Annotated in this window: 28 protein-coding genes and 1 tRNA gene; 24 read left to right on the forward strand and 5 right to left on the reverse strand. The window is 39.4% G+C overall.

Annotated features, from left to right (window positions below; all coding sequences use genetic code 11):
* The first annotated feature begins 3 nt into the window (after window positions 1–3).
* Window positions 4–723: a response regulator transcription factor gene (locus tag VEIS1202513_RS01995; protein ID WP_024066870.1), complete on the forward strand. Its 720-nt coding sequence runs from the start codon at window positions 4–6 to the stop codon at window positions 721–723.
* A gap of 102 nt (window positions 724–825) precedes the next feature.
* Here the strand turns inward: VEIS1202513_RS01995 and VEIS1202513_RS02000 are convergent, their stop codons facing one another.
* Together VEIS1202513_RS02000 and menA are read right to left on the reverse strand one after the other, a co-directional pair.
* Window positions 826–1,647, reverse strand: coding sequence for a MetQ/NlpA family ABC transporter substrate-binding protein (locus tag VEIS1202513_RS02000; protein WP_156719647.1), 822 nt, complete (start codon window positions 1,645–1,647; stop codon window positions 826–828).
* A gap of 257 nt (window positions 1,648–1,904) precedes the next feature.
* On the reverse strand, window positions 1,905–2,801 hold the full coding sequence (gene menA / locus VEIS1202513_RS02005) for a 1,4-dihydroxy-2-naphthoate octaprenyltransferase (protein ID WP_156719648.1): 897 nt from the start codon (window positions 2,799–2,801) through the stop codon (window positions 1,905–1,907).
* Between the two features lie 240 nt (window positions 2,802–3,041).
* Between menA and VEIS1202513_RS02010 the strand changes: the two genes are divergently transcribed.
* From VEIS1202513_RS02010 to VEIS1202513_RS02030, 5 genes are all read left to right on the forward strand, one after another.
* Window positions 3,042–3,986: a hypothetical protein gene (locus VEIS1202513_RS02010; RefSeq protein WP_213467703.1), complete on the forward strand. Its 945-nt coding sequence runs from the start codon at window positions 3,042–3,044 to the stop codon at window positions 3,984–3,986.
* A 1-nt stretch (window position 3,987) separates the two neighbouring features.
* Window positions 3,988–4,764, forward strand: coding sequence for a hypothetical protein (locus tag VEIS1202513_RS02015; protein ID WP_213467704.1), 777 nt, complete (start codon window positions 3,988–3,990; stop codon window positions 4,762–4,764).
* A gap of 116 nt (window positions 4,765–4,880) precedes the next feature.
* On the forward strand, window positions 4,881–5,252 hold the full coding sequence (locus VEIS1202513_RS02020; RefSeq protein WP_105085321.1) for a RidA family protein: 372 nt from the start codon (window positions 4,881–4,883) through the stop codon (window positions 5,250–5,252).
* Window position 5,253: 1 nt separating this feature from the next.
* Window positions 5,254–6,501 carry an L-cysteine desulfidase family protein gene (locus VEIS1202513_RS02025; protein ID WP_213467705.1) on the forward strand — a complete coding sequence of 416 codons (1,248 nt, stop codon included), beginning with the start codon at window positions 5,254–5,256 and terminating at the stop codon, window positions 6,499–6,501.
* Window positions 6,502–7,401: 900 nt separating this feature from the next.
* A complete protein-coding gene (locus tag VEIS1202513_RS02030) occupies window positions 7,402–7,857 on the forward strand; it encodes a hypothetical protein (RefSeq protein ID WP_213467706.1) in 456 nt (151 codons plus the stop codon).
* 65 nt (window positions 7,858–7,922) lie between these two features.
* On the opposite strand, the gene VEIS1202513_RS02035 is transcribed toward VEIS1202513_RS02030, so the two are convergent.
* A complete protein-coding gene (locus VEIS1202513_RS02035) occupies window positions 7,923–9,110 on the reverse strand; it encodes an MFS transporter (RefSeq protein WP_213467707.1) in 1,188 nt (395 codons plus the stop codon).
* A gap of 204 nt (window positions 9,111–9,314) precedes the next feature.
* Here VEIS1202513_RS02035 and VEIS1202513_RS02040 point away from each other — a divergent pair, with 204 nt between their 5' ends.
* A complete protein-coding gene (locus tag VEIS1202513_RS02040; protein WP_213467708.1) occupies window positions 9,315–9,554 on the forward strand; it encodes a hypothetical protein in 240 nt (79 codons plus the stop codon).
* A gap of 286 nt (window positions 9,555–9,840) precedes the next feature.
* Here VEIS1202513_RS02040 and VEIS1202513_RS02045 read toward each other — a convergent pair.
* Both VEIS1202513_RS02045 and tadA read right to left on the reverse strand, forming a co-directional pair.
* Window positions 9,841–9,931: transfer RNA gene (locus tag VEIS1202513_RS02045), tRNA-Ser, on the reverse strand.
* Complete coding sequence (tadA, locus tag VEIS1202513_RS02050; RefSeq protein ID WP_213467971.1) at window positions 9,885–10,427, reverse strand: tRNA adenosine(34) deaminase TadA; 543 nt, start codon at window positions 10,425–10,427, stop codon at window positions 9,885–9,887. Before tadA ends, VEIS1202513_RS02045 begins: the two co-directional genes overlap by 47 nt.
* Before the next feature lie 83 nt (window positions 10,428–10,510).
* On the opposite strand from tadA, the gene VEIS1202513_RS02055 reads away from it, so the two are divergent.
* The 17 genes from VEIS1202513_RS02055 (at window position 10,511) to VEIS1202513_RS02135 (ending at window position 26,023) form a co-directional block, all read left to right on the forward strand.
* Window positions 10,511–11,158 carry a trimeric intracellular cation channel family protein gene (locus VEIS1202513_RS02055; RefSeq protein ID WP_213467709.1) on the forward strand — a complete coding sequence of 216 codons (648 nt, stop codon included), beginning with the start codon at window positions 10,511–10,513 and terminating at the stop codon, window positions 11,156–11,158.
* A gap of 128 nt (window positions 11,159–11,286) precedes the next feature.
* Complete coding sequence (locus VEIS1202513_RS02060) at window positions 11,287–13,101, forward strand: DUF4127 family protein (protein ID WP_213467710.1); 1,815 nt, start codon at window positions 11,287–11,289, stop codon at window positions 13,099–13,101.
* 10 nt (window positions 13,102–13,111) lie between these two features.
* Window positions 13,112–14,233, forward strand: coding sequence for an acyltransferase (locus VEIS1202513_RS02065; RefSeq protein WP_213467711.1), 1,122 nt, complete (start codon window positions 13,112–13,114; stop codon window positions 14,231–14,233).
* A 174-nt stretch (window positions 14,234–14,407) separates the two neighbouring features.
* Entirely contained in the window at window positions 14,408–15,265 is an 858-nt protein-coding gene (locus tag VEIS1202513_RS02070) for an aminotransferase class IV (RefSeq protein ID WP_005387963.1), read from the forward strand.
* A gap of 55 nt (window positions 15,266–15,320) precedes the next feature.
* Window positions 15,321–16,367: a methionine ABC transporter ATP-binding protein gene (locus VEIS1202513_RS02075; RefSeq protein ID WP_005387964.1), complete on the forward strand. Its 1,047-nt coding sequence runs from the start codon at window positions 15,321–15,323 to the stop codon at window positions 16,365–16,367.
* Window positions 16,348–17,001: a methionine ABC transporter permease gene (locus tag VEIS1202513_RS02080; protein ID WP_005387966.1), complete on the forward strand. Its 654-nt coding sequence runs from the start codon at window positions 16,348–16,350 to the stop codon at window positions 16,999–17,001. The genes VEIS1202513_RS02075 and VEIS1202513_RS02080 overlap by 20 nt, the downstream gene beginning before the upstream one ends.
* A 9-nt stretch (window positions 17,002–17,010) precedes the next feature.
* Entirely contained in the window at window positions 17,011–17,307 is a 297-nt protein-coding gene (locus VEIS1202513_RS02085; protein WP_005387967.1) for a YerC/YecD family TrpR-related protein, read from the forward strand.
* Between the two features lie 65 nt (window positions 17,308–17,372).
* Window positions 17,373–18,167 (forward strand): TSUP family transporter, encoded by a 795-nt coding sequence (locus VEIS1202513_RS02090; protein ID WP_213467712.1) that lies wholly within the window; start codon window positions 17,373–17,375, stop codon window positions 18,165–18,167.
* Between the two features lie 11 nt (window positions 18,168–18,178).
* Entirely contained in the window at window positions 18,179–18,946 is a 768-nt protein-coding gene (locus VEIS1202513_RS02095; protein ID WP_119208432.1) for an SDR family NAD(P)-dependent oxidoreductase, read from the forward strand.
* Between the two features lie 137 nt (window positions 18,947–19,083).
* Window positions 19,084–19,935, forward strand: a complete 852-nt coding sequence (locus VEIS1202513_RS02100) for a hypothetical protein (protein WP_156719658.1) — start codon at window positions 19,084–19,086, stop codon at window positions 19,933–19,935.
* 19 nt (window positions 19,936–19,954) lie between these two features.
* Entirely contained in the window at window positions 19,955–20,299 is a 345-nt protein-coding gene (locus tag VEIS1202513_RS02105) for a YkvA family protein (RefSeq protein WP_060924113.1), read from the forward strand.
* 118 nt (window positions 20,300–20,417) lie between these two features.
* On the forward strand, window positions 20,418–20,837 hold the full coding sequence (locus VEIS1202513_RS02110; protein WP_005387975.1) for an acyl-CoA thioesterase: 420 nt from the start codon (window positions 20,418–20,420) through the stop codon (window positions 20,835–20,837).
* Window positions 20,830–21,633 (forward strand): glutamate racemase, encoded by an 804-nt coding sequence (murI, locus tag VEIS1202513_RS02115; RefSeq protein WP_213467713.1) that lies wholly within the window; start codon window positions 20,830–20,832, stop codon window positions 21,631–21,633. The genes VEIS1202513_RS02110 and murI overlap by 8 nt, the downstream gene beginning before the upstream one ends.
* Before the next feature lie 12 nt (window positions 21,634–21,645).
* On the forward strand, window positions 21,646–22,185 hold the full coding sequence (locus tag VEIS1202513_RS02120) for a hypothetical protein (RefSeq protein WP_005387979.1): 540 nt from the start codon (window positions 21,646–21,648) through the stop codon (window positions 22,183–22,185).
* Window positions 22,186–22,197: 12 nt separating this feature from the next.
* A complete protein-coding gene (locus VEIS1202513_RS02125) occupies window positions 22,198–22,848 on the forward strand; it encodes a coenzyme F420-0:L-glutamate ligase (RefSeq protein ID WP_005387981.1) in 651 nt (216 codons plus the stop codon).
* 63 nt (window positions 22,849–22,911) lie between these two features.
* The gene (locus VEIS1202513_RS02130; RefSeq protein ID WP_213467714.1) at window positions 22,912–24,621 is read left to right on the forward strand and encodes a hydantoinase/oxoprolinase family protein; all 1,710 of its coding nucleotides are present in this window, start codon (window positions 22,912–22,914) and stop codon (window positions 24,619–24,621) included.
* On the forward strand, window positions 24,611–26,023 hold the full coding sequence (locus VEIS1202513_RS02135; RefSeq protein ID WP_213467715.1) for a histone deacetylase family protein: 1,413 nt from the start codon (window positions 24,611–24,613) through the stop codon (window positions 26,021–26,023). Before VEIS1202513_RS02130 ends, VEIS1202513_RS02135 begins: the two co-directional genes overlap by 11 nt.
* Window positions 26,024–26,092 lie beyond the last annotated feature (69 nt).

Genomic DNA, 26,092 nt, shown 5'->3' on the forward strand with positions numbered 1-26,092 from the left:
AGTATGAAAAAAGTTTTAATTATTGAAGATGACATGGGTATCTATGAACTTGAACGCGACTATTTAGAGATTGAAGGCTATGAAGTAGATATTCAAACCAATGGTGTTGATGGATTGGCTGCAGCTCTTGAACATGAATATGACTTAATAATTCTTGATATTATGATTCCTAAAAAAGATGGGTTTTCTGTGTGTCGAGATATTCGCAAGAAAAAAGAAATACCTATCATTATGGTTAGTGCTAAACGAGAGGATATTGATAAAATTCGAGGATTGGGACTTGGTGCTGATGATTATATGATTAAACCTTTTAGTCCTGCTGAGTTGGTAGCTCGTGTTAAATCACATATTCAGCGTTATAATCGAATTCGTAATAGTTTAGGTACTACTGTTGAGATAGAGTCAAAAATTGCTGCTGGTAGTTTAGAGATATTACTTGATTCGCATCAAGTTTTTCTAGGCGGTACTGAGGTAAGTTTAACACCACGTGAATATGACATTTTAATTCTTCTTGCATCTAGTCCAAATCGTGTATTTACAAAAGAAGAAGTATTTGAAAGTATATGGGGAATAGACTCATTAGGTGAGACATCAACTATTATGGTTCATATTAATCGGTTAAGGGCCAAGATTGATAAGCAATTCCAAGGTGAAGAATATATTGATACCGTTTGGGGGGTAGGGTACCGATTTCATAAATGGGATAACTATATAAAACAATAGTATAAAATATTGAATAGAAAAGGCGTCTCAATGGAGACGCCTTTAAATATAACTTTGATTAGCATATAAAAAAGCTAGCCGTTAAGGCTAGCTTTTTATTGTTTAGAATGCAGGAACAACTGCACCTTTGTATTTTTCTTCAATGAATTTTTTGATTTCAGGGCTATGAAGAGCTTCCATCAATTTTTTGATGCGAGGATCGCTTTCATTGCCTTTAAGTACAGTTACGATGTTTACGTAAGGGGAATCTTTAGATTCGATTGCCAATGCATCTTTACTAGGGTTAAGACCTGCATTTAATGCATAGTTTGTGTTAATAGCTGCTAAAGCTACATCGTCAAGAGAACGAGGTATTTGAGCTGCTTCTAATTCAACAAATTGGTAACCATTAGGATTGGAAGTGATATCTTGAATTGTAGACAAGATATTGCTGGAATCTTTCAATGTGATAAGACCTTCTTTTTGCAATAACAATAATGCACGACCACCGTTTGTAGGGTCATTAGGGATAGCGATTTTAGCGCCTTTAGGAAGATCTTTTAAATCTTTAATTTGATGGGAGTATAAGCCCATTGGCTCAAGGTGAACACCACCAGCAGATACTAGTGGAAGGTTGTGAGCTTTTGCGAATTCATCCATGTAAGGTACATGTTGGAAGAAGTTTGCATCGATTTCTTTATCACCCAAAGCAATGTTTGGTGTGTTGTAATCAGTGAATTCAGTGATTTGTAAATCAATACCATCTTTTGCCAAGACAGGTTTAACTTGTTCCAAAATTTCTGCGTGAGGTACTGCTGTAGCACCGATTTTTAATACTTGTTTGCCGTTGTTAGCAGCTTGTTTGTTATTGTCATTACCGCAACCAGCGATCAATAAAGCACCGCCAAGGATTACAGTAGCTGCTAATGCTAAAAATTTTCTCATTAGACACACTCCTTTTACAATCATTTCATATAAAATATTACATTTATAGTACTAAATTATTTCCTATCTATCAAGAAGGAATTGTTACGAGTTCTCCATAGCTTAAAGTTATACCAAAAAGAGATTTCCAAACTAGTATCTATAAATAGTTGATAGTGTTTGGAAATCTCTCTTTATTTTATGTAATTTTATTTATTGTATTTAATGTATGTATTGGTAAACACTTATTTGCTAATAATTGAATCTATGGTTCAACCTTATTTACCTATGATAAGTCCAATGGACCACATGATTTGGTAAATCATTGCAGCCCCTGCAGTTGTACCCATAGCTTTGTCGAGTAGGAACTCATCTGTTTTAGTACTTAAGGTATGTACTGTTTTGAAAGCTAGTGGTGCTGCGAGAAAGGCGAAGAGGGAGAACCATGTCATGTGACCTACGATGATCCATGCAAGGATCCAAATGAAATTGAATAGGTAAGTGATGCTCATCAAACTGAGGGCACGTTCACGACCCAATACGATTGGTAATGTACGACGACCATGGCTTTCATCATTTCGAATATCACGAATGTTATTCGTGAGCATAATGGAACCAACGAGCAATGTAGATGGAATAGCAGGGATTAATAATGCTAAAGATAAGTCTCGCGTCCATGCATAGCCTGTAATGAGGACGATGGCAAAACCCATAGCGATACCAGAGGAAATTTCACCAAATGGTGTGCGAGAAATCGGTTTTGGCCCACCAGAGTAGAGAAAACTGATGAGAATGCAAAGAAAACCAGCTGGAATATAGTACCAAGTAATGGTTGCCGATAGATAAAGACCGATGATAATAGGTACAACCATGAGTACCTTAATCATGGTAACGATGAGCTCTGGTGTAATGGCACCACGGGTGATAGAACCAGCATTGCCGACCTTCTGCCCCGCATCGAGACCAGATTTAAAATCTTTATATTCATTCCATAAGTTAGCAACAATTTGAGCTGTTACAACAGCTAAAAATATTAAAATCGTATGGAAAATGGCGAGACCTGTACCCTTTACGGCACCAAATGCGTAATAACTAAAGGATGCACCTAAAATGGTAGGCCCTAAAGCGGCCGCTAATGTACGAGGCCTAGTGAGTGGAATTATTTCTTGTATCATAATAAAAGCACACCAAGTGTGCACTCCTTTCTATTTCTCATACCCTATGTTTACATATCTATTTAAGTATTGTATAGCAGAACTGATAGGTTGTAAATTACACTATACAGTTATACATCTCTATATAGTATAATAATTAATATATGCAGTATAGATTATCTTTTTGAAATCTTATAGATGCAGTACAGGTTATGAATATAATCTGTATACATAGTGTATTGTTAAATCGTGAGGTGTCTTATGAGAGCTCTCAATAAAAAATTGATGACATTGGCTTGTGCGACGTGCTTGACTGTTGGCATGGGCGCAGTGGCATGTGCTGATACAGTAGATTTAGGATATGGTTTGTATGGCAGTACATCTCCTACAGTGAAAGCAGTAGAGGTAATACATGTTCCTACGGATGCAAAGCTGCGAAATAATGAGCAAAGTCAAATAATTTCAGCTGCAAATAAAGCGGCTATGGATGCTGTTAATGTTAACTTTAAATTGCATGCTCCAGTTCCTGTCACACCTATGAAGGGCGATAATTTAGATGGATTTTCCTACTATCAATTACAAGGAACTGATAAACAAGGTCACCATGTAGGTGAATTACTGGTTATCAACTATTCTAAAAATGCCATAGATCAAGTAATAGGCATGGCTAAGACTGTTGTGGCGAAGGGCACAGATGTAAAAACTGCTGCGGAAAATTCTTCTGATTCTAAATCGGTAGAGTTTTATTCTAAAGAGTTAGCTCAAGAAAAATTACAAAATTTAAAAGGTAACACCATTGAAGGTGCTAAATTAGCTAAAGACTTAAAAATGATAAATGATAAGTTACCTACTCAAATTATGGGTGCCTTTGATAAAATGCTTGCCACAGATAAGAAATCATCTCCTAAAAGTATAGAAGAATTCCGTTCTTATGTAGACTTTATGGCAAAACAAGTGAGCCTAGATGCAACGCATGTGGCCTATAAACCTGTGCAAACACGCTATGGTACAGCTGTGACTGGTGATTTACGTGGTAGTCTTATATATGATGGCTTTAGAAACACCGACTCCTTAATTGGTTATGCTGTTCCTACCGATAAGGGTGTATCTTTACAGCTTTTACTGTCTGATGATTCTAGTCATGATTATTGGGCTAATGAGTTGAATCATATGTATCAAACGCAATCTCTTAAGGGAGGTAAATAATATGAAATCTTTGAAAGTATTGGCTTGTGCAGCTTGCTTATTGGGAACTGTATCTGGCGTAGGTTTTGCTAAGGATGTACAAACCATTGCAGGTTCTATGGTAGTGCCTAACAATGTCAATGTTGTTTCTGCATCCAAAACAAATACCCGTGATTTTGTAGAGAAACAATTAAATGAGAACCCTTCAAAATCTTCAATGGCAAACATGATGGCAAAAGAGTTCCTACAAAACTTAGGTACTAATTTTGATGTATACCAATTACAAGGATCCGATAAAACAGGCCAAAAAGATGCATTCCTAGTAGCGGTAGATATTAAACAAATTGCGCAAAAAGTAGCTAAAGATAAGGCTAATGACCCTATGTTTGTGGCTGCAATGGCAGCTCTTGATAAAGGCCAAATTGACCCTGTTACAGAACAACTCATGTTAAATGCTATTAACAAGCAAATTCCAACTACTACAACTGTAGTACCTTTAAATGATCCGAAACGCTATGCTAATCTTAAGACTCGGTCAGGTGAACTGCTTATAAAACCTAGAACGCTTACCGTAGAAAATGCGGAACAAGTACATCCTGTGGCTGGTACAAAATATCAAACTTATGCAGCAAGTTCTCGCTTGTTATATGCGGATGGAAATGTACAAACTCCGCTTTATGCAAATGCTGCATTTGTGTTAAAGCCAGGCAAACCGGTACTATACGTAGGTGTAACAACTGATGTACAACGGGATTATTTCAAAACGATATTTGACAATGCCTTCAAATCTATTAAATAATTTGTTATAGATATGCTTTCACGAAGTATGTCATTTACAAGGTAATTACTAATGTGAGTATGGCGGCATTAGAATAATTTATATTATTTTCAATTATATTTTAAAGGAGAATTATTATGAACACAATTCACACAGACAAAGCTCCAGCAGCAGTAGGTCCTTACTCTCAAGCTAAAGTAGTAGGCGGTTTATTATTCGCTTCTGGTCAAATTCCACTCGATCCTGCAACTGGTTCCATTGTTGCAAGCGGTATCGTAGAGCAAACTGAACAAGTATGCAAAAACATTGATGCTGTATTGGCTGCAGCAGGTTCTGACTTCTCTGAAGTTATTAAAACTACTTGTTTCTTGGCTGATATTGCTGACTTCAAAGCATTTAACGAAGTGTATGCTAAATATTTCACTTCTAAACCAGCTCGTTCTTGCGTAGCAGTAAAAGACCTTCCATTGGGTGCTTTGGTAGAAGTGGAAATTATTGCGGAAGTATAAGATGGATTATATTTCCTTATTACAATCAGAGATGCGTCCTGCCTTCGGGTGCACTGAGCCAATTGCATTGGCTTATGCGGCTGCGAAGGCAGTCTCTGTTTTAGATGAATTTCCTAACCATATTCACGCACGATGCAGCGCGAATATTATAAAAAATGTAAAATCCGTAGTCATTCCTAACTCTGGTGGGCGAAAGGGCCTTCAAGCGGCTGCTACCCTTGGGGCCATCGTAGGTCATCCTGAGCGTGAGCTAGAGGTACTAGAATCTGCTACAGATGAAGATCGTAAATGGCTTGGCACATTGTTGAATGCTAACTTCTGTACGGTCTCACTTGCTGAAGGTGTAGATAATCTTTATATCGAAATCACTGCTGAAACAGATGAACATACAGCGGTGGTTCGCATTGAAAATGACCATACGAATGTAACCTATGTTGCTGTAGATGGTGAGATTGTGTCTGAAACAATCAATGAAATTAAGAAGGTCGCAAAAACAGAATATGCTATGACCTTTGATAGCATTTATGAATTTGCTAAAACGGCAGATATTTCTGGCATCATACCTCAAATCAAACAGCAAGTAGAATACAATACAGCTATTTCTCGAGAAGGTTTGTCTAACGATTATGGCTCCAATATTGGACAGCTCTTGTTGTTGGATGAAGAAAACCCGTCTCTAGAAACGAAATGTAAGGCTCGTGCAGCAGCTGGATCCGATGCGCGCATGAGTGGGTGTCCATTGCCTGTTGTAATTTGCTCTGGCTCCGGTAACCAAGGCTTAACAGTATCGGTACCTATCATTACAACTGCTGAGGAACTTGGTAAAAGTGATGATGAACTGTACCGAGCGCTAGTCTTTGCTAACTTGTTAACACTGTACGTTAAATCTGGCATTGGTAAATTGTCCGCCTACTGCGGTGTTGTATCTGCTGGTGTTGTAAGTGTAGCCGGTATTGCCTTCTTGAAAGGTGATAGCAAGGATATCATTGAGAATACTTTAGTAAATGGTCTTGCCAGCTTATCCGGTATCGTTTGCGATGGAGCAAAACCATCCTGTGCAGGTAAAATTGCTATCTCCCTTAATGGCGCGTTCATGGGCTATAAACAAGCTCGCCTTAACAAGAACTACCAAAAAGGCGATGGCCTTGTAGCATATACCGTTGACGATACCATCCGCAGTATCGGTACTGTGGCTCAAGGTATGAAAGAAACGGACGTAGTTATCTTGAATGAAATGCTAAAACACTAATTTAGCTAAAAATATAAGCCCCCGTAAGGGGGCTTTTTTGTATATTAACTTGTATACTATGATATTATAATGTTGATTATATTTTTTATTATTCATAGGATATATAAATTAAATAAACATATAGATTACAATGTATGAAATATTGAGTGGATTATAGGTGCAACGTTAATGGGATTAGGTATATTTACAATAATTTTTATTATTATGGCAATAACTACAGTGTTAGGCCCAGTCAAAATAAGTAGTAAATTTTTATTTTATATTGCACCAGTAATATTAATTGCTACATCATTGATTGAAATTTTATTGATAAACAATATTCAATATAGAAATGATTATAGAATTATAAATCTTTCTATAATGTTTGTAAGCTTTATGACGGTAGCATATATTAGGAGTAAACTACCTTTAAAGAAATAAAGTAGGTGTTTTGGTGTTTTTTATAAATTATATTTGGTACTTTATTCTTGTTATATCACTTATATTTGTAATAGTTGGTAGTGTCTATCGAATCAATGGTTGGAACTATAGGATACCGATGGGGCGTGGTGATTTTTTTAAGATCTATATTATTACCTATATAGGCATTATATTCAGTTTATTTTTAACTTATCGCTTGAAGATTAGTGTATATGACAGTAGCAACCTTTTATATGCTATTATAGTTTGCATTATAGGTGCTATAAGTATATCTCAATTCTTTTTGTGTGGAATGCGAAGAATTGTTGATTTGAAATGGTGCTCCCCTTTATTTTATCCTGTTGTATTTATATCGGGTCTTATATTATCTAAGTATATTCCTGATTTAATGTCACTTATGATGCTAGTCCAGCTTTTGCTTTACTTCACACCAGGTAAAAGTGAGTAAGCTACTCGGTTTTATAATCTTGTATGAGGTAAATGATGACGGTTTTAATGTTTTTGGTGATATATTTTGGTTCAGTAGTTCTTTTATATTCTTATAATTTTATTACATGTGGGAACTTTTGGAGAACGGATTATTCTGCATTAAATAGGAAGTGGTTTTTCTTCTATAGTCTCATTGTAGAGAGTATTGTCCTTGTAGTGTTACCGCAGGTTAGGTATTTATTTAATGAACCTTATATAAACTCTATGTTAGGTACCATATTATTTGTACTTGTATTAATAGTTTGTAATATGGGTACGCAATATATTGGTATTAAGCGTTTGGTTGATATTGGTATTACGAATCCGAAATGGTATCTATGGATTAATTTTCTTCTCTTAGGTTCTATATTACTTCCTGGAGAAATAAAAAGTATTATTGTACATTCAGTTAATATGGTTGTATTAGTTATGCCACGTCAAACTATTAAAAATAATAAATCATATTGATTTAATGTAGATAGTATATGTATAAAACAAAAGGGCTGTTTTACAGCCCTTTTTGTAATTCTTTTTTATTGTAATTTTTTAGGATCTTTAAGTATCAATGATGCCCCAAGGCCCATTACGAGGAATGGCACGAGTGTCATCATAGCAACAGGTAGGGAGTAGGTATCTGCTAGGTTACCTACGACAGGAGCGATTACGCCACCGATAGTTTGGCTCACGCCAAGGGTGATACCCGATGCAAAGCCGATGCTTTTGGCTAGATATGTTTGGCCTAGTACGATAACTGGGCTGTAGCTAATTGCTTTAGCTGCACCAATCATGAGTAGTAGCAAGTAGGCTACAGGCATCATGATAAGTGGTGAGAAGGTTGGAACCTCTGTTAATAGGAACATAGCAGGTAACCAAACTAATAGGGATAGTCTGATAATTTTGATAGGACCATATTTATCGCCCAATAGACCGCCAATATAGGTCATGAAGATGCCGATACTAAAGAATACGGTCAAGGCAAAGCTACCTTGTTCTGGGCTTGTACCGAGTTCGCGAGTCCAGAATATCGGAATAAACGCATTAATAACGCGGAAGTTTACTGATTGGCTCAAGATGATAACGAACAAGATGCCAAAGTATTTCCAGTAGTTCTTCAACGGTTTTGCCGCCACTGTTGGATTTTCAGTAGCTACTGCTTGGTCGATAGTACGTGCATGAGCCACGATACGAGGCATTAGTACGAACAATATAGTAAATATAATAATACCTACTACGGTGAAAGCTGCCAATCCATGAGGCCCAACTGTATAAGCAATGGCACCTGCAAAGAGTGGACCAAAGGCGAAGCCTGAGCTGCCGCCGATAGCAAAGGTGCCCATGGCCTTACCTTTCTTGCCACCACCGAGACGATTCATAATCTTCGCGCCTTCAGGATGGAAGATGGAAGAGCCAACGCCAGCTAATGTGGCACAAACGAGGAGGCTTTCATAAGAGGTAACAAAGCCCATCATACCTGTACTACATGCAGATAATAAAACGCCGAAGGCAATGAGCCGCGGTTGATTGATCTTGTCTGAAATATAACCTAGTAAAGGCTGTAATAATGATGATAATGCTGTATTAGCTAAGATGAGAAAACCTGCTTGCTCTAAGCTCAGTCCATAGGTATAAATGAACAGAGGTAAGAGGGCAGGCAACACACTTTGACAGGAGTCGTTGATCATGTGACTCACTGTAATGAGATAAGGGTAATATTTTTTCATGATAGTAGTCCCTTGAGTTTATGAGGAGATTATTTTAAATTGTATTTCTTATATTATAACCCAAATAGCTACAAAAATAGTTATAGTTACAAAAAAGCGCTGTAAAATAAAATATCCTACTAATAGAAAAATTTATTGAACATGTGTTTGACAATATATATAATCTAAATAAACTATTAACAGAAAAAGAAAAGGGGTATTTTAATGACGAAAGACGAATTTTGGGAGGCGATTAATACTGGCGGAAAAGTATATACATATGATGATAAATTTGATTTTTATGCCGTATTTACTAAGGGAGCATATGAGATTTATCCAGTTCCAGTTCCTGATTATATAGATTCAGATAACTACGAAAAATATAAAACATTCGATGGAATGTTAAGAAGTTTTATGATTTTTGACAAGCCTTTAGGCGAATGCCTGAATAAAATTGAATATTAAGTTATGTAATATGTAGCATAGCCTTTTATACGCCCTTTCATGTGTGATGATTGGGCGTATTTTTATTGGTGTAAAATAAAACACCCTGCTTATATGGCAAGGTGTAAGAGATGATTATATGATTTTGTAAAATATCATGGGGCAATAAATGGGGCAAATACCACCATATAATAGAGAATGATTGATACACAAAATTCACTCAATAATATAAGAAAACCTAGATAACATCTGTATTATGTGTATCTAGGTTTATCTATTATATCTCTATCATTATCATTTAAAAGAATGGCAGAGGAGGAGGGATTTGAACCCCCGCGCCGGTTGCCCGACCTACCGCATTTCGAGTGCGGACCCTTCAGCCTCTTGGGTACTCCTCCGTGCTTTACGGCGCTCTTTAAAGAAGTCTTTCATAATTTGGCTACATTCATCACCAAGCACACCAGATGCTAGTTCAGGTTCATGATTTAAACCTGGGTGAGAAAGCACATTGAATAGCGACTCTACGGCGCCTCCTTTGTAATCACTTGCACCATATACAACGCGATCAATACGACTGTTGATAATGGCTCCAGCGCACATCGGACACGGCTCTATCGTAACATACAGGGTACAACCAGTCAACCGCCAGCGCTTTAGGACATCGCATGCTTCGCGGATTACGAGAACCTCTGCATGAGCCGTTGCATCATGATCGAGTTCACGACGATTGTGATGGCGTGAAACGATGATATTGTCTTTTACAAGAATGGCACCGATCGGAATTTCCCCAAGAGCATAAGCCTTGCGCGCTTCTTCCATAGCGATGGCCATAAAATACTCGTCGCGAGAGCGTTCATCCATATTTTCAATGTCTACAGTAATGTCTTTTGTCATTGGCATACCTCTTCATGTATAATATCTTACATAAAGTCTATCACAGTGTACGCAGTTATGCGAATAGATTATATGGGGGAATTATGGATATTATATGGTATATGTTTGATATGATTGGCACCATTGCCTTTGCTGTATCCGGTGCACTCGTTGGGGTAGCTCGGAAGATGGATATATTTGGTATGACTGTCCTTGCATTGGCTACTGCTATTGGTGGTGGTATTGTACGGGACGTGTTGCTCGGCTATTTTCCGCCGAATTCATTGCGAAATGTAGTGTATGTTACCGTTGTTTTAGTGGTAACTGTTATCGTGTTCTTGATTTATAACAGCCGATATCGCAAGCATGCGATGGGGCCTCGTAGTCGAGCTAGTTATTTATTAGCCGATGCATTAGGCTTAGCATCATTTACTGTAACAGGTGCTTCTGCAGGTTTTAAACTCTATCCAGAGTTGCCTATCTTTATTGTGTTGCTCGGTACAATCACTGCTGTTGGTGGCGGTATTATCCGCGATATGTTGGCGCAACGCATCCCATCTGTTTTGAAAGAGGATGTATATGCCTTGCCTAGTATTATTGGCGGCATCGTTTATTATCTTATGGTTACATCTAGTTGGGACAGTATGGCCGTATATGGTGCTTTCACAGTAGTACTCGTTATCCGTTTGTTAGCCATCAAGTACAATTGGAGTCTGCCTAAGGTAGGGAAAACCAAGCCAGTTGCGAAATAATAGTCAAATGATATAATTATACTATTGAGCATATGAACATTTCATAAAAGTGTCAGAAAAAGAGAGTATTATAAAACAGTTAATTTCGCGAGTCGGGAGTACTCGCTACACAGAAGGAGATTTGATTTATGACGAATAAATGGTTGAAAGTAGCACTTATGGCTGCAGCTATCGCTACTGGTACATCTATTAAAATTGATGCGGAAACCGTGTTGTATGTACCTCAAGATGATCGCCCTGTAAGCTTACAATATACTGTAGATACAGCTCGCGAAGCAGGTATGACTATATTGACGCCACCTCAAAATTTGATTTCTGGTAAGAATTACCAAGGTCAAGCAGATCAAATCATGGCTTGGGTTGAACAAAATGCAGGCCGTGCTGATGTGATGGTATTGAGTACAGATACGCTTATCTATGGTGGTCTTGTAGACTCTCGTAAACACAACATTCCACTGACTACATTGGAAAGCCGTTTAAAACGTATTGAATCCTTAAAAGCTCGTAATAAAAACGTGCGTATTTATGGTTTTGGTACTGTAATGCGTTCTCCACGTGCTAGTGGTGGCGGCACTGAACCAGCTTATTATGCGGAATACGGTCCTACTATCTTCCAAATTGCAGCATTGCAAGATAAATTAGACTCTGGCGCCTTAACACAAGAGGAAACTCAAAAATTGATGAGCTTACAAGCCTCTGTTCCTGTAGAATATCTACAAGACTGGTTTGACCGCCGTCAAAAAAATATGAAAATCAACAAAGAGTTGATCGACGAAACTCGTAGCGGTGTATTCGATTACTTTGCATTGGGCCATGATGATACATCTCAATTGTCCCAATCTGCATTAGAAGGTCGTTACTTAAGTAAATACTCTAAGGATATTCCTGTTGAGAAATACGGTAGCTTCCCTGGTGCCGACCAACTTGGGCTCTTGTTGATGGCTCGTTCTCGTACCGATGAAAGTACAGAAAAACCTACATTCTCTGTAATTTACCCACTTGGTGGTGGCGGTAAAACATTGCCAGGTTACGAAGACCAAACTATCGATAAAACAATTGCGCAACACGTTGAGGCCGTAGGTGGCACTATGGTGACACAAGGTAAACCAACTGTGTTGTTAGCAGTAAATACACCACTTACTACAAGCACTGGTGAATCTGAAAGCTTCGAGAACTTCCCGATGATTTCTAATTCTACAAATGCTTTCGTAGATCGAATTCAACAAGCTGTTGATTCTGGTGTAAACGTAAGCGTTGCTGATATTGCTTATAACAATGGTGCGGACAATACATTAGTAGCTGCTATGTACAAACGCGATATGTTATACAAAATCGGTGCGTACAATGGTTGGAATACCGCAAGTAATACGGTAGGCTACGCCATTGCGCAAGGGGTATTGCTCAAAACTATGAGCCCAGAAGGTCACCGCAAAATGTTGACTCAACAATATTTGGATAACTGGGCGTACCAAGCAAATATCCGGAAAGATATTTACCGTATGCAAGATTCCATTCGTACAGATAATGTACGTTACTCTGGCGAGTTGAATGAACGTCTTGAAAGCTACTTAGGTGAACGTATCCAAGACTTCGCTGAAAAATACCTTAAAGTCGACCCTCGTACAGTAAAGGCTACATTCCCTTGGGGCCGTCTATTCGAAACAGATATTACAATCTACGATAAACCTGTAGTACCTCTTGAAAAAGAATTGCGCTTGAAACGTGAAGCAGAAGCGAAAGCTAAAGCTGAGGCAGAAGCTAAGGCTAAGGCAGAAGCAGCAGCTAAGGCTAATGGTCAAGCTGCACCAGCACAACCTGCTCAACCAGTAAAGACAACAGCTGTTCAAATTACATCATCTGTAATTCCAGTAGTTAAACAACCGGCTACAACATCTCAAGGTCCACGCCTTGTGCCAACACCTGCAGTTGTACCTGGTCAATAATGAATAGGGAATGGACATGAAAAAAGCATTTTTACCGGAAATTACATATATGCGTGGCCTCTGTATGCTCGGTGTTATCGGCATTCATGTAGGTTCTTACGCATTACAAAATCCTTTTGCAAATTTAGAACTCATTAGCGTCTTAGAAATTCTATCGCGCTTTGGAGTACCAGCATTTTTCTTCCTCTCTGCATTTGGATTGTTCTACCATACATCTGTAGAGGGACCATTCTCATATAAGGAATTTATGCACCGCCGTATTCAGGTGGTGCTATTTCCATATATTACGTGGTCCATATTTTATTTGCTCTACACGGGACTAACGGCGCATAATCTAGGTAATTTGCATCCGGGACCATTGGCTGTAAATCTATTATTTGGTACGTCTATGTATCATTTATACTTTATGGTTATCCTCTTATGGTTCTACGTGATGATGCCTCTATGGCGAGCTATGGTGAAAGTCATCTTAAAACGTCCTGTATTCTGGATGGTATTACTATTTATCATCCAAGTTGGCATCGATTATGTATCATCTTACATGCTCGGCCGTTGGGTAACAGAACATCTTAGTAATAACCCTGTGTTGAAATATCTCTTTGATATGAGACTTAATTATTGGGTTATCCATTATGTGTGGATATTCTTGTTGGGTGCTGTATGTGCTGAGCGCTATGAAACGGTATGTGAATACATGTGGCGCTATCGTTACTTATTAGGTGTTAGTGCGGTAGGCTCTATTTTATTGATGCTTGGATCCTACTACTATGTCATGGACGTATGGCATTATACAGTGCTTGAAGCAATTTATACAGTTCATCAAATGAGCCCAATGGGTGTTCTCTATACTGGACTGGGAACACTATTTAGTCTGTTCTTATTCCAAACCTTACCAATGAATGCGACTATGGAATCTACTTGGTCAGAAATAGGGGATAAGTCCTACGGTATTTATTTAGCACATCCATTCTGGTTGTTGATCATCTCTGGCGTGATGGCTAAATATAATCTTTTATATACCGTAGTTAATGTGCTAGCTATGTATGTGATGGCGCTAGGCCTGTCCTATTTGACTGCCGTGACATTAAACCATGTACCTAAACCATTACGTAAATTTATATTGGGACATTAATAATATACATCCGCTAGGATATAGTTTTTAGCTATGGCATCCTAGCGGATTTTTGTATATCTAAGTTATATCTTTCACAAAGTAAAGTGTGAAAATTTGAAAGTAATTGTGATATAATAAGTCCATGATGATTACTACTTGATAGAGTAACGATATAGAAAAAGAGGTGCTCCTATGCAAGAATTAACATATTTTAATGGCGAGTTTGTTGAACCAGGTGCCAAAGTTATCAGTATTGATGACCGTGGTTATTTGTTTGGTGACTCTGTATACGAAGTGGTACGTGTCGTAAAAGGCCGTTGCTTCGCATTGTCTTACCATCAAGATCGCTTGTATCGCTCTATGCGTGAAATGGATATTCCAGTAAAAATGACCCCAGATGATTTAACAGAATTGCACGAAATTTTAATCGAGCAAAGTGAAATCAAAGAGGGCTATATTTATTTGCAAATCTCTCGTGGTGTAGCGCCACGCCATCATGCATACGATCGTTCCAAACTAGAACCACAAATGCTTATGTCTATCCGTAATTTGGATATGGATGCAGTTAATAAATTGGGTGAAGGTGTAAAAGCGATTGCATTACCTGATGAGCGTTGGGACCATGTAGATGTTAAGACTACTAATTTGATTCCCAATATTTTGGCACAAACTAAAGCGGAGAAGAAATTTGCTTATACTGCCATGTTGTTCCGTGATGGCGTTTGTACAGAAGGTGCAACATCCAATGTATTTGCTGTCAAAGATGGTATCTTGTATACGCACCCAGCAGATAATCATATCTTAAAAGGTATTACGCGCCAAATGATTTTGACTCGCGTAGCACCATCTCTAGGTATTACTCTCATCGAAAAAGAATTTGACCGCGCCTTTGTAGATGATGCGGACGAATTATTCTTTACCGATACAATTGGTGGTGTCATCCCAATTACTAAGCTAGACAGAAATCCAGTATCCGGTGGTAAACCAGGTGCTATTACACTTCGTCTACGCGAAGCATTAGAAAAATTGATGGAAGAAGGTTTGCCTTAATAGGTCATCTACTTTCATTACATGGTAAACTTTTACCTTAAGAAAGGACATTATTTTGATTCAATTACAACACATTAGTAAAGTCTATGAAGGCGCTACTCGTGTGGAAGCATTAAAAGATATTAGCCTTGATGTTAAAGAAGGTGAAATCTTTGGCATTATCGGTCAATCTGGGGCCGGTAAATCCACATTGATTCGATGCATCAACATGCTCGAAGCTCCTACATCTGGCTCTGTTATCGTCAATGGTACAGATTTAACAACACTTAGCAAATCCGATTTACGTAAAGCACGCAAAGATATTGGTATGATTTTCCAACATTTTAACCTTTTGTCCTCTCGTACAGTGTATGACAATGTGGCATTTCCGTTGGAATTACAAGGCTTGAGCAAATCCGAAATTAAGGAACGCATTACGCCAATCCTTGATATCGTAGGCCTTACTGAGCGTATGAACAACTATCCATCTCAATTGTCTGGTGGTCAAAAACAACGTGTTGGTATCGCTCGTGCCTTAGCGTCTAATCCAAAGGTTCTTCTTTGTGATGAAGCTACATCTGCTCTGGATCCGCAAACAACAGAATCCATTTTGAAATTGTTGAAAGATATCAACGAAAAAATGGGCCTTACTATTGTTCTCATCACTCATGAAATGCACGTAATCCGTGAAATCTGTGATCGCGTAGCGGTTATCGAAGGCGGCGTAATCCTCGAGGAAGGTAGCACTGTTGAAGTATTTACACATCCTCGTGAAAATACTACAAAAGAATTCATCAGCTCTGTAGTAAGTGATAACTTACCGCCAGAAGCGTTAGAACATTTGGAATTACATGATCAATGGATTGCAGGTACAGCTCCATTAGTACGTCTTAAATTCACAGGCCAATCTACAGATGAACCTGTAGTGGCAGGTCTCGTACGACGCTTTAACCTCGATGTAAGTATCCTCTTTGGTGGCATCGACTATATCCAAAATACATGCGTTGGTCGCCTTATCGTTATCTTGAATGGTGACCCAGAAAATGCGCAAGAGGGCTTAGACTACATCAAAACATTACCAATTGAAAGCGAGGTGATCGGTTATGTCAGAGCAAATCATTAATCTTCTCATAACTGGTACCCTTGATACATTGCAAATGACCATTATTTCTACGGTCATGGCTATGTTACTTGGTATCCCTCTCGGTGTTATTTTGGTAGTAACCTCTAAGGGTCATATCTTAGAAAATGTAGCGCTTAATAAGGTGCTAGGTGCTATCGTCAATGCAACGCGTTCCGTACCATTTATCATTTTGATGGTAGCTATCATTCCATTCACTCGTATGGTGGCAGGCACATCTATTGGTACCACTGCAGCTTGTGTGCCTTTAACAATCGCTGCAATTCCATTCTTAGCACGTCTTGTAGAAACATCTATTAAAGATATTAACTTTGGCGTAATTGAAGCGGCCCAATCCATGGGTGCAAGTCCACTCCAAATCATTTGGAAAGTATTATTACCTGAAGCATTGCCTACGATTATCGATAATGTAACGGTTCTTATCGTTAACCTCATCAGTTACTCTGCAATGGCTGGTGCTATCGGTGGCGGTGGCCTTGGTGATATTGCTATCCGCTATGGTTACCAACGTTTCCAAGCTGATATTATGATTGCTACCATTATCATCTTGGTTATTTTGGTACAATTAGTCCAAATGATTGGCGATGCTTGGTCTAAAGCGATGAATAAGAAGTAGGAGGATCCTATGAGTATCAATGAGAAGTTGAGAAGTGAACAAAACGATGAGCTATTCACCGCTATATTAACGCTTGAAAATACTGAGGAATGCTATGCATTCTTTGAAGATATCTGTACGATTAATGAATTGAAAGCTTTGTCTCAACGCTTACAAGTAGCAAAAATGCTACGTGCCGGTGATAGCTACGAAAAAATTGTAGAAGAAACAGGTGCGAGCACGGCTACGATTAGTCGTGTCAAACGATGCTTAGTCTATGGTGCTGATGGATACACATTAGCTTTAGATCGTCTAGGTGCAAAATAAAATAAACTAGCATGACAACGGTGGCCTTTTGGCGACCGTTGATGTGCTATCTACAGGAGGTTTATATGGAGTGGCTTATTGAGGTAACAGGTTTACCATTTGATATCCTAATTCTCGTTTTGCTCGCTGTAGCAGGTGCTTTTGCCGGCTTTGTAGACTCCATTGTGGGTGGTGGGGGACTAATTTCTGTTCCCGCTATGCTATTAACCAACCTTCCGCCGAGTATGGCCTTAGGCAGTAATAAGCTGTCTAGTATATTTGGAGCTGGCAGTGCGTCCATTACATTCTTAAGAAATCACATGGTTGATTTTTCTCTAGTTCGTAAATTACTACCTTTTACATTTATAGGATCCATGCTTGGTACCTTAGCAGTTGTATCATTGCCACCCTTGTATGTAAAGCCTATTATTATTGTCCTACTCGTTTGTGTCACACTTTTTGTGGTATTTAAAAAGGATTGGGGCGAAATAAACCGTACCTCAGCAGTAGCAGGAAAAGCATTGTATATTTGCATGGCTTTTGCTCTTGGCATTGGTGTTTATGATGGTTTTATTGGCCCTGGTACAGGTACATTTTTGATTATGGGCTTTATTTTTACTGGTTTTGATTTTCTGCATGCTTCTGCGAATGCAAAAATATTGAATTTTACCAGTAATTTAGCATCCTTAATCGTATTTTTCTGCTTAGGTCACGTCAATATTAAGTACGGCTTAGCTACAGGGGTAGGCCAAATTATAGGTGCTTACTTAGGATCTCATTTAGCTATTGCTAAAGGTTCGTCGTTAGTACGTGTTGTATTCTTGTCGGTAACGACAGTTATGTTGTTGAAATTAGTCTATGACTATGTTTCCACATTATAGGAGGGCAAGGTATGCCTCATAAAAGTGATGTACAAGTGGCATTGATTAGTGGTGGCACATCGGGCATCGGATTTGCTACGGCAAAATTGCTTCTTAAAGAAGGCTGGTGTGTTGTCATTAACGGTCGTGATGAAAAATCAGGACAAAAGGCTAAGATGAAATTGCGCCGCTATTCTTCAAGGGTGCAGTACATCCAAGGGGATGTATCGAAGATTGAAGATTGTCAGCGTATTGTAAAAGAAACCGTTAAATTATTCGGCGGTGTTTCTGCTCTCGTAACAGCAGCAGGCTATTATGAAGAAGAGCTTCTAGCAGATGTAACGGAAGCAGCCTTTGATGAAATGTTTGGCACCAATGTGAAAGGTACGGTTTTCTTGTGCCAAGCGGCATTGCCCTATTTGCGCGCTACAAAGGGCAGTATCGTAACGGTAGCTAGTGATGCAGGCTTACAAGGTAATGTGGCTTGCTCTGTATACGGTGCTTCAAAAGGTGCGGTAGTGAGTTTTACGAAATCACTATCCCTTGAAATGGCACCACATAATGTGCGCGTTAACTGTGTTTGTCCTGGTGATGTGGATACCTCTTTAGTAGATAAACAAATTGCAAATGCTCAGCAAGATGCAGAGGCTGCTAAGGCTGAAATGGGCCAACATTATCCCTTGGGACGCATTGGTCAACCTCATGAAATTGGAGAGGTTATTGTATTTTTATTGAGCAATAAAGCTTCCTTTGTAACGGGGGCAGCATGGACTATCGATGGTGGTCTCACTAGTTGGTAAGATAGAAAATATTGGAAGTTATTTTATTTTTTAAATCTATAGATAATTAGAAAAATTCATTTCACTTCTAGCAATAGAATGGTATAATAATACTAATAATATGACCTATAGTTGGTTCACAACAAAGGAGAATACTTATGGCAGAATATAATGGCGTAACACTTGAGCCACTTATGGATGGTTCTCAAGACCGTGACTATCAAGTTGAACAATTTATTTTCTGGGGTGCAGGTCGTGCAGCGGCATTGGCATTATCCCCTAAATTCAGCAGTGTTGCTTTGTGCGCCAATGCAACGTATATGGTAACTCGCATTGCACATCTTTACGAAGTAGAATTACAATCTGGTGCCGTAGTGGGGCTAGTTGGTGGTCTTAGCACAGCTGTAGGTACAGCGGCTATTTCTCTTCTTGTTCCTCTAAAAGCAGTTCGCGTTCCTGTGGCAGTTGGTTTAACATATGCTATCGGTAAAATTGCTCACATTTGGATCCAAGATGGTATGCCTTCTGATATCGAACGTTATAAACCAATGGTTGCTGAATTCCTTGAAAGCGGTAAAGCTATAGCAGGTGACATCATCCGTGATGCAAGCGCTAGCATTCCTTTCACACAAGGACAACGCGACGTTTGGGCTGGTATTGCTAATGAAACAGGTCTTGCTAAAGAAACTTTGAAACAAGTTTACGAAGAAAAAGTAACACCTGCTATCGATAAATGGAATACAGAAACAAAATATCAACTTCATGACAATGCAGCAGAAGTTGTGGCGAAAGTAACTGATGCAGCAAAAGAGAAAATTGATGTTGCTAAAGAAAATATTGATGTAGCTAAAGAATTAGCTAAAGGTGGCGTAGAAGTAGCTAAAGCTTCTGCACAAGCTGCAGTAGAAACTGCAAAAACTAAAGCTAATGACGCTGTTGAAACAGCAAAAGATGTTGCTACAAACACTGTTAATACAGCAAAAGATAAAATTGGTGGTTTGCGCAAATAGGCGCTAAAGGATTATGAAGATGAATCCATTAAAAATTATTACATATGGTAAGTATTTTAACGAATCTAAATTCGCCGCTTTTTTAGGACGATATGGTAAGAAGCTTGCCTTTGTACAACGAGCAGTGACCTTGTTCCTTTGTATGCGTGACAAGGACACTCCAAAATATGTAAAAGCAGTCATTGCTGGTGCCTTAGGGTATCTCGTATTACCTATTGATATTGTACCGGATACAATTCCTGTATTAGGTTGGATAGATGATGTAGCCGTGCTTGGTCTTGCCTTCAAGGTTGCCAATCGTTACATTAAAACTCGTCATCAAGAAGAGGCAAAAAAATACTTCCCATTTGGTGGCAGTAACTAGCTTTTAACCATTAAGGCAGTTTGATCCGTTGCGATTGAACTGCCTTTATTTATTTGACACCCTAAAGTAATAGATATACAATGAAGGTTGTATTCTATGAAAAAAGAAGGATAAATATATGCATATTGCTTCAGTAAATGTACGATTTTACGAAACCGATATGATGGGTATTGCGCACCATAGTAATCATTTTAGATGGTTTGAAATGGCACGCATTGAATTCCTTCGTCAAATCGGTGTAACCCTGTGGGATATGATGAATGAGGATATTGTATTTCCTATCATGAATGTATCCTGCAATTATAAAGAACCAGCAAATTTTGATGATGAACTTCACATCGAAACATATTTGGTTAAGATGACACGTGCTCAAATGATATTCCGTTATCGTATGCGCCGTGCCAGTGATGGTGCGCTCCTAGCTACGGGAGAGACTAAGAATGCATTTATGTCAAAATCAACAGGTAAAATTGTGCGATTAGACGATACTTTTTATCAGCCTATGTTAGCAGCTGTTGAGGAGATGCCTAATGAGTAATGTACAACAATTGCCTATCGGCGTGTTTGACTCCGGTGTAGGCGGGCTATCTGTTTTAAAGGTCTTACAAGAACAATTCCCTAACGAAGACTTCATCTATATTGGTGATAATGCGAATAACCCTGTGGGGAATCGTAGTGATGATGAAATTACTTATTTAGCTTGTCATATTGCAGAGGCTCTTGAAAAACAGCCTGTAAAATTAATGGTTATTGCTTGTAATACGTTTACTGTTGTAGCCCTTGATGCGGTACGTGAACGCGTGTCTGTACCCGTTATTGGAGTATCACAAGGCGTAAAAACAGCGATTAGTCAAAGCAAAAGCAAGACAATTGGCATCATGGCGACGGTAGCAACTGTGAATAGTCATATTCATAAACATGTAGCCCTTGAAGTTGATCATGAAGTGCTTGTATGGGAGCAACCATGTCCTGAATTGGCAGGCCTCATTGAGCAAGGTCATTTAGATGACTATTCTGTACGCGATGTATGTACTGAATATCTAGAGCCTTTATTGTCCCGAGAAATTGAGGTCGTAGTTTTGGGCTGTACTCATTTCCCATTTGTACAACCTTTGCTAGAGGAACTAACGTCAGGACGCATTCAATTCATCGACCCTGCTTTTGAAACAAGTGAACTTGTTCGCCGCAGATTAGAGGGTAAAGATTTGTTTAACCCTCAAAAAACGGCGGGTACTGTGTCATTGTATTTTACAAAGGATATTGAGCTTGGTGATACGCTGAGCGCCTCGTTCCTTGATACAAGTCGTCGCATCATTGAACATATTACATTATAAAGGAGATGCCCTATGTGGTTTTATAACATCCTAAGTGTAGTAATAGCTATTATTGTAGCTATTGCCGCTTTGTATTTATTATTCCGTTTGTTCGTATTGAAACAAGGTAATGAAAAGGTTATTTTATTGCCAAAACGTGCAACAAACTTCCAAGTATCTGACCGTAATTTTGAATCTATTACCTTGTTCTGTGATATTCCATTTGTGAACAAAGGACGTCAACTTGGTACAATTATGGACTTATTCCCACGTCCATTGTTGCCAGAGGAACATTTTGATGCTGTGAAAGTACATGCATGGGCTATGGACATTAATCGTCCTCGTCATGATGGTTATTTTGAAGCTGTTATCATCAAACCTCGCAAAGGTGGTACTATTCGTGTATTCGTTACCTTAACAGGCAAAAATGGCAATATTCGTGAAGATATTAAGGGATTCCCTTATATGGACATCGATATTTACTACCAAATCGTAGGCCGTACAGATTATCATATCGATAAACAACGTATTCGTTTGACTGCTGAAGAAGTTCAAGCAGCATTGGTTCAATAAGGAGGCATAACAATGGCAGAATTAGAGTTAGTATGTGTGCCAACACGTATTCTTACAGATAATGATGACATCGTGGATGCTATCGTTGAATTTGGCGGTCATAATATTGGACCTGAAGATATCGTATGTGTAGCTGAATCTGTAGTAGCTATTACACAAGGTCGTTTTACACGTCCTGAAGAGCTAAATGTTTGCTGGCAAGCGCGTTTAATCAATCGCTTTATCCATCCAGATGGATCTATGGCATCCATTTATGGCATGCAATCCGCTATGAACTTGGATGGTAAATGGAAAGTATTGGGTGCCTTTATTTTAGGTGCTATTGCTAAGATTTTCCGCAAACCAGGTGTATTCTATGCAATTGCTCGTGCAGCATCTTTAACAGATGATGTAACTGGTACAATGCCTCCATTCGACAAGCACATCGTATTTGGTCCGAAGGATCCAGATAAAGTAGCTGAGAAAATCGTATCTCGCACAGGCTGTTATGGCGCTGTTGTAGCTGACGTTAATGACTTGAAACGTTCCGCTGTGTTAGGTACAAGCCGTGGCATTGACGGTAATAAAATTGCACAATTGTTGATTGACAATCCATTTGGTAATGATAGCCAAATGACTCCGATTGTTATCATTAAAAATTACGCATCTGTATCTGGTAAATAACAGAAGGCTGTACTCATCACATAGAGATGGGTACAGCTTTTTTTATACTAATTAGGAGGTCGTATGTTACTAGGTTTAGACGTAGGTGGTACTTTCACAGATGCGGTCATCATCGATGGCCATCGTGTAGTAGCATCTGCTAAAAGACGGACTACCAAAGATAATTTAATGCAAGGCATAGGCGAGGCCCTTGATGCCATTCTCCAACATTGTGATACTACAAATATTGATCAAGTTACGCTGTCTACTACTGTGGTAACAAACACCATCGTGGAAGAGAAAGAGCAAGTGGTAGACCTATTTGTAGTAACGGGACCTGGCCGGAATGTGGACGATATATTCCCTGTAAATCCTATCTATCTTCAAGGCTATACTGATCATAGAGGTATTGTGGTAGAACGTACACCTACAAATGCAGTTCGACATATAGCCGAAATGGTACAATCTCGCAGTGGCACAGATTTGGCTGCTGTATCTGCTAAATTTGGGGTACGCAATCCTCAAGAAGAATTATCTATAACAGAAGCATTGAAAGATAGATATAATACTATCTCTAATGGCAGCTTATTAAGCGGCTCTTTGAATTTTCCACGTCGCACTATTAGCGCATATTTTAATAGCGCTGTAACGCCGGTATTTACAGTATTTAAGAAGAATGTAGAAGATGCGTTAAGCGTGCGAAACATTAAGGCTCTACTTCATATATTAAAGGCCGATGGGGGCTCTCTTCCTATGGAGCACATGGTAAGTCGACCTGTAGAAACTGCTTTTACAGGACCTGCGGCAACCGTACTGGGCTTATCTGCTCTTGGAGCTATTGGGAATGAACATACAGTTGCTTTAGATATTGGCGGTACCACTACAGATATTTCTTTGTGGAAACAAGGCAGCCCATTGATGACTAAAAGTGGTGTATCTATTCGTGAATATCCAAGTGCGGTACGCTCCTTTGCCGTTACCTCTGTTGGTATTGGCGGTGAATCTGTCGTTCGCGTTGTAGATGGTGAAATTACTGTCGGCCCTGAACGGGTGGGCCCATCGGTAGCATTAGGTGGGACAGAACCTACACTAGGGGATGCTCTCATCGTACTAGGGTATGCGAGCTATGGTAAGGTTGAATTAGCTGAACGAGCTATGGAGGTATTGGCTAGTAAACTAACTGTTAGTGTAAAAGGAGAGGCAGTTCAGACTCAACTACAATTAGCAGGGGATATAAATGTTTCTACCGTTGCTCAATTAATCGTAAATAAGGCGTTGCAAACAATTCAGCATGGCGTAGATGAGGTGGTAAGGGCAGAAAACAAACGACCTATCTATGTAGTAGCGGATATTGTGAACCCCGATGTATTTGTGCCTGCTCAAATCGTGGTAGTAGGTGGGACGGCGCCAAGCCTTGGACCTAGCATAGGTAAATATATGGATTTACCGATTACCATACCAGAAAATGCGGCGGTGGCGAATGCTATCGGAGCAGCCCTAGCATTATCGACCATTGAACTCACTGTTCATGTCGATACAAAACGACGCTTACTCGTTATTCCTGAACTAGGGATTAAACAACAAACCTGTACGTTGAAGCGAGTAGAACAAGTGGTGGAACGAGCTAAAGAGGCTCTCAGTGAAGAAGCTTTGCGTTTAGGTCTTGGTAAAGACCAAGATATAGAGGTCATTAGTATGGAAGATTTCCCTGTTGTTGAGGGCTGGCAATCGATGGAACGATTAATCACTGTAAAAGTACAATTAGCAGCGGGGGTGAAACAGTATGTGGAATAAAGGTTTATCCTATCGTGAGCGTCATGGGCTTATTAATACCCATAAAAGTGTACGTAATATGTTAAATACTGACAAAAATACATCAAATCATAGTTTAGGGCTTGTATTTTTCCCTGCTTTCGACTGGAAGATTTCTGAAACCCACCCAGAACGACAAGAGCGATTGCTGTATACGCGTGACCAAATCGTTGAGGAAGGCTTATTAGATATACCCAATATTGTGGAATATAATCCTATCGTGGCCGATTGGGATACCATAGAGCGCGTTCATGTGGGCGCTCCTGACTTAGAGTCCTGGGTAACGGAAGCACATCGTGTGTCTGCAGGTGGTGCTATTGCCGCTGCTGATGCGGTTATGCGCGGTGAAGTAGATCGCGCTTTTGCCTTAGTAAGACCGCCAGGACATCATGCGATGGCCATGGTTCATGGTATTCGTGGTTTCTGTACCATTAACATTGAAGCTGTCATGATTCAGCATATGCGTCAAACCTATGGTATTAAACGGGTTGCTGTGGTGGATACAGATGTACATCATGGTGATGGCTCTCAAGATGTGTTCTACCATGATCCAGATACGCTATACATTAGTTTCCACCAAGATGGACGGACCTTATATCCTGGCACAGGCTTTATGGATGAATTCGGTGGTCCACAGGCTATCGGTGGAAATATAGATATCCCATTGCCACCTGGGACTGGTGACGAAGGCTTGATGAAGGTTATGCGTGAGTTAGTATTGCCAATCTTAGAGGAATTCAATCCAGACATTGTTATTAATTCTGCAGGGCAAGATAATCACTTTAGCGATCCATTGGCTAATATGCAGGTAACCGCAAAGGGCTATGCTGAGCTTGTGGATTTATTGCAAGCAGATATAGCTGTCTTAGAAGGTGGTTACTCCGTACAAGAAGCATTGCCATATGTAAATACTGGTATCATTTTATCTATGGCAGGTCTTGATTACAGCAAGGTTGTCGAACCTGCCTTTGACCCTGTTAAATATAAGCAAAGTCAAAATGTAACCGCTTATATTGATGACCTTATCGCTAAGTGGAAGGTGCAATGGGCTAACCGTCATAAGATGGCTGAAGAGGAACGCACCGGTGTAGGCGATATATGGTCGAACCGTTACAATGTGTACTACGATGAAACAGGTGTACAAGAGGAACGCCTTGAAAAGGTGCGCATGTACGAAAATAAAGTTGGATGGCATAGCGTACTTTCACATGGTCAATATGGACCCTATGGGCCACAAAGTGTTTATGCCATGTTCATTCCTTGGCAAGCTGATGAGGAAACTCGTCAAGATGCCATTACAGAGGCCAAACGGGCTAAAGCAGAAGGCGGTGCATGCCGTTATGTTGTGGTAGATCCACTTGGCGATGGACAATACGAGGTATAGTGGTAGATTCTCAAAGTTGTGGCTCCTGATAATGAACCATACTGTGTTAGAATTAGTAACTATAATCTG

Origin of the sequence: Veillonella orientalis (assembly GCF_018406505.1) — a bacterium.
Taxonomy (GTDB): Bacteria; Bacillota; Negativicutes; order Veillonellales; family Veillonellaceae; genus Veillonella; species Veillonella nakazawae.

Coding starts and splice junctions, on each gene's coding strand:
- VEIS1202513_RS01995 (WP_024066870.1), top strand. CDS start 4: ATGAAAAAAGTTTTAATTATTGAAGATGACATGGGTATCTATGAACTT.
- VEIS1202513_RS02000 (WP_156719647.1), bottom strand. CDS start 1,647: ATGAGAAAATTTTTAGCATTAGCAGCTACTGTAATCCTTGGCGGTGCT.
- menA (WP_156719648.1), bottom strand. CDS start 2,801: ATGATACAAGAAATAATTCCACTCACTAGGCCTCGTACATTAGCGGCC.
- VEIS1202513_RS02010 (WP_213467703.1), top strand. CDS start 3,042: ATGAGAGCTCTCAATAAAAAATTGATGACATTGGCTTGTGCGACGTGC.
- VEIS1202513_RS02015 (WP_213467704.1), top strand. CDS start 3,988: ATGAAATCTTTGAAAGTATTGGCTTGTGCAGCTTGCTTATTGGGAACT.
- VEIS1202513_RS02020 (WP_105085321.1), top strand. CDS start 4,881: ATGAACACAATTCACACAGACAAAGCTCCAGCAGCAGTAGGTCCTTAC.
- VEIS1202513_RS02025 (WP_213467705.1), top strand. CDS start 5,254: ATGGATTATATTTCCTTATTACAATCAGAGATGCGTCCTGCCTTCGGG.
- VEIS1202513_RS02030 (WP_213467706.1), top strand. CDS start 7,402: ATGATGACGGTTTTAATGTTTTTGGTGATATATTTTGGTTCAGTAGTT.
- VEIS1202513_RS02035 (WP_213467707.1), bottom strand. CDS start 9,110: ATGAAAAAATATTACCCTTATCTCATTACAGTGAGTCACATGATCAAC.
- VEIS1202513_RS02040 (WP_213467708.1), top strand. CDS start 9,315: ATGACGAAAGACGAATTTTGGGAGGCGATTAATACTGGCGGAAAAGTA.
- tadA (WP_213467971.1), bottom strand. CDS start 10,427: ATGACAAAAGACATTACTGTAGACATTGAAAATATGGATGAACGCTCT.
- VEIS1202513_RS02055 (WP_213467709.1), top strand. CDS start 10,511: ATGGATATTATATGGTATATGTTTGATATGATTGGCACCATTGCCTTT.
- VEIS1202513_RS02060 (WP_213467710.1), top strand. CDS start 11,287: ATGACGAATAAATGGTTGAAAGTAGCACTTATGGCTGCAGCTATCGCT.
- VEIS1202513_RS02065 (WP_213467711.1), top strand. CDS start 13,112: ATGGACATGAAAAAAGCATTTTTACCGGAAATTACATATATGCGTGGC.
- VEIS1202513_RS02070 (WP_005387963.1), top strand. CDS start 14,408: ATGCAAGAATTAACATATTTTAATGGCGAGTTTGTTGAACCAGGTGCC.
- VEIS1202513_RS02080 (WP_005387966.1), top strand. CDS start 16,348: ATGTCAGAGCAAATCATTAATCTTCTCATAACTGGTACCCTTGATACA.
- VEIS1202513_RS02085 (WP_005387967.1), top strand. CDS start 17,011: ATGAGTATCAATGAGAAGTTGAGAAGTGAACAAAACGATGAGCTATTC.
- VEIS1202513_RS02090 (WP_213467712.1), top strand. CDS start 17,373: ATGGAGTGGCTTATTGAGGTAACAGGTTTACCATTTGATATCCTAATT.
- VEIS1202513_RS02095 (WP_119208432.1), top strand. CDS start 18,179: ATGCCTCATAAAAGTGATGTACAAGTGGCATTGATTAGTGGTGGCACA.
- VEIS1202513_RS02100 (WP_156719658.1), top strand. CDS start 19,084: ATGGCAGAATATAATGGCGTAACACTTGAGCCACTTATGGATGGTTCT.
- VEIS1202513_RS02105 (WP_060924113.1), top strand. CDS start 19,955: ATGAATCCATTAAAAATTATTACATATGGTAAGTATTTTAACGAATCT.
- VEIS1202513_RS02110 (WP_005387975.1), top strand. CDS start 20,418: ATGCATATTGCTTCAGTAAATGTACGATTTTACGAAACCGATATGATG.
- murI (WP_213467713.1), top strand. CDS start 20,830: ATGAGTAATGTACAACAATTGCCTATCGGCGTGTTTGACTCCGGTGTA.
- VEIS1202513_RS02120 (WP_005387979.1), top strand. CDS start 21,646: ATGTGGTTTTATAACATCCTAAGTGTAGTAATAGCTATTATTGTAGCT.
- VEIS1202513_RS02125 (WP_005387981.1), top strand. CDS start 22,198: ATGGCAGAATTAGAGTTAGTATGTGTGCCAACACGTATTCTTACAGAT.
- VEIS1202513_RS02130 (WP_213467714.1), top strand. CDS start 22,912: ATGTTACTAGGTTTAGACGTAGGTGGTACTTTCACAGATGCGGTCATC.
- VEIS1202513_RS02135 (WP_213467715.1), top strand. CDS start 24,611: ATGTGGAATAAAGGTTTATCCTATCGTGAGCGTCATGGGCTTATTAAT.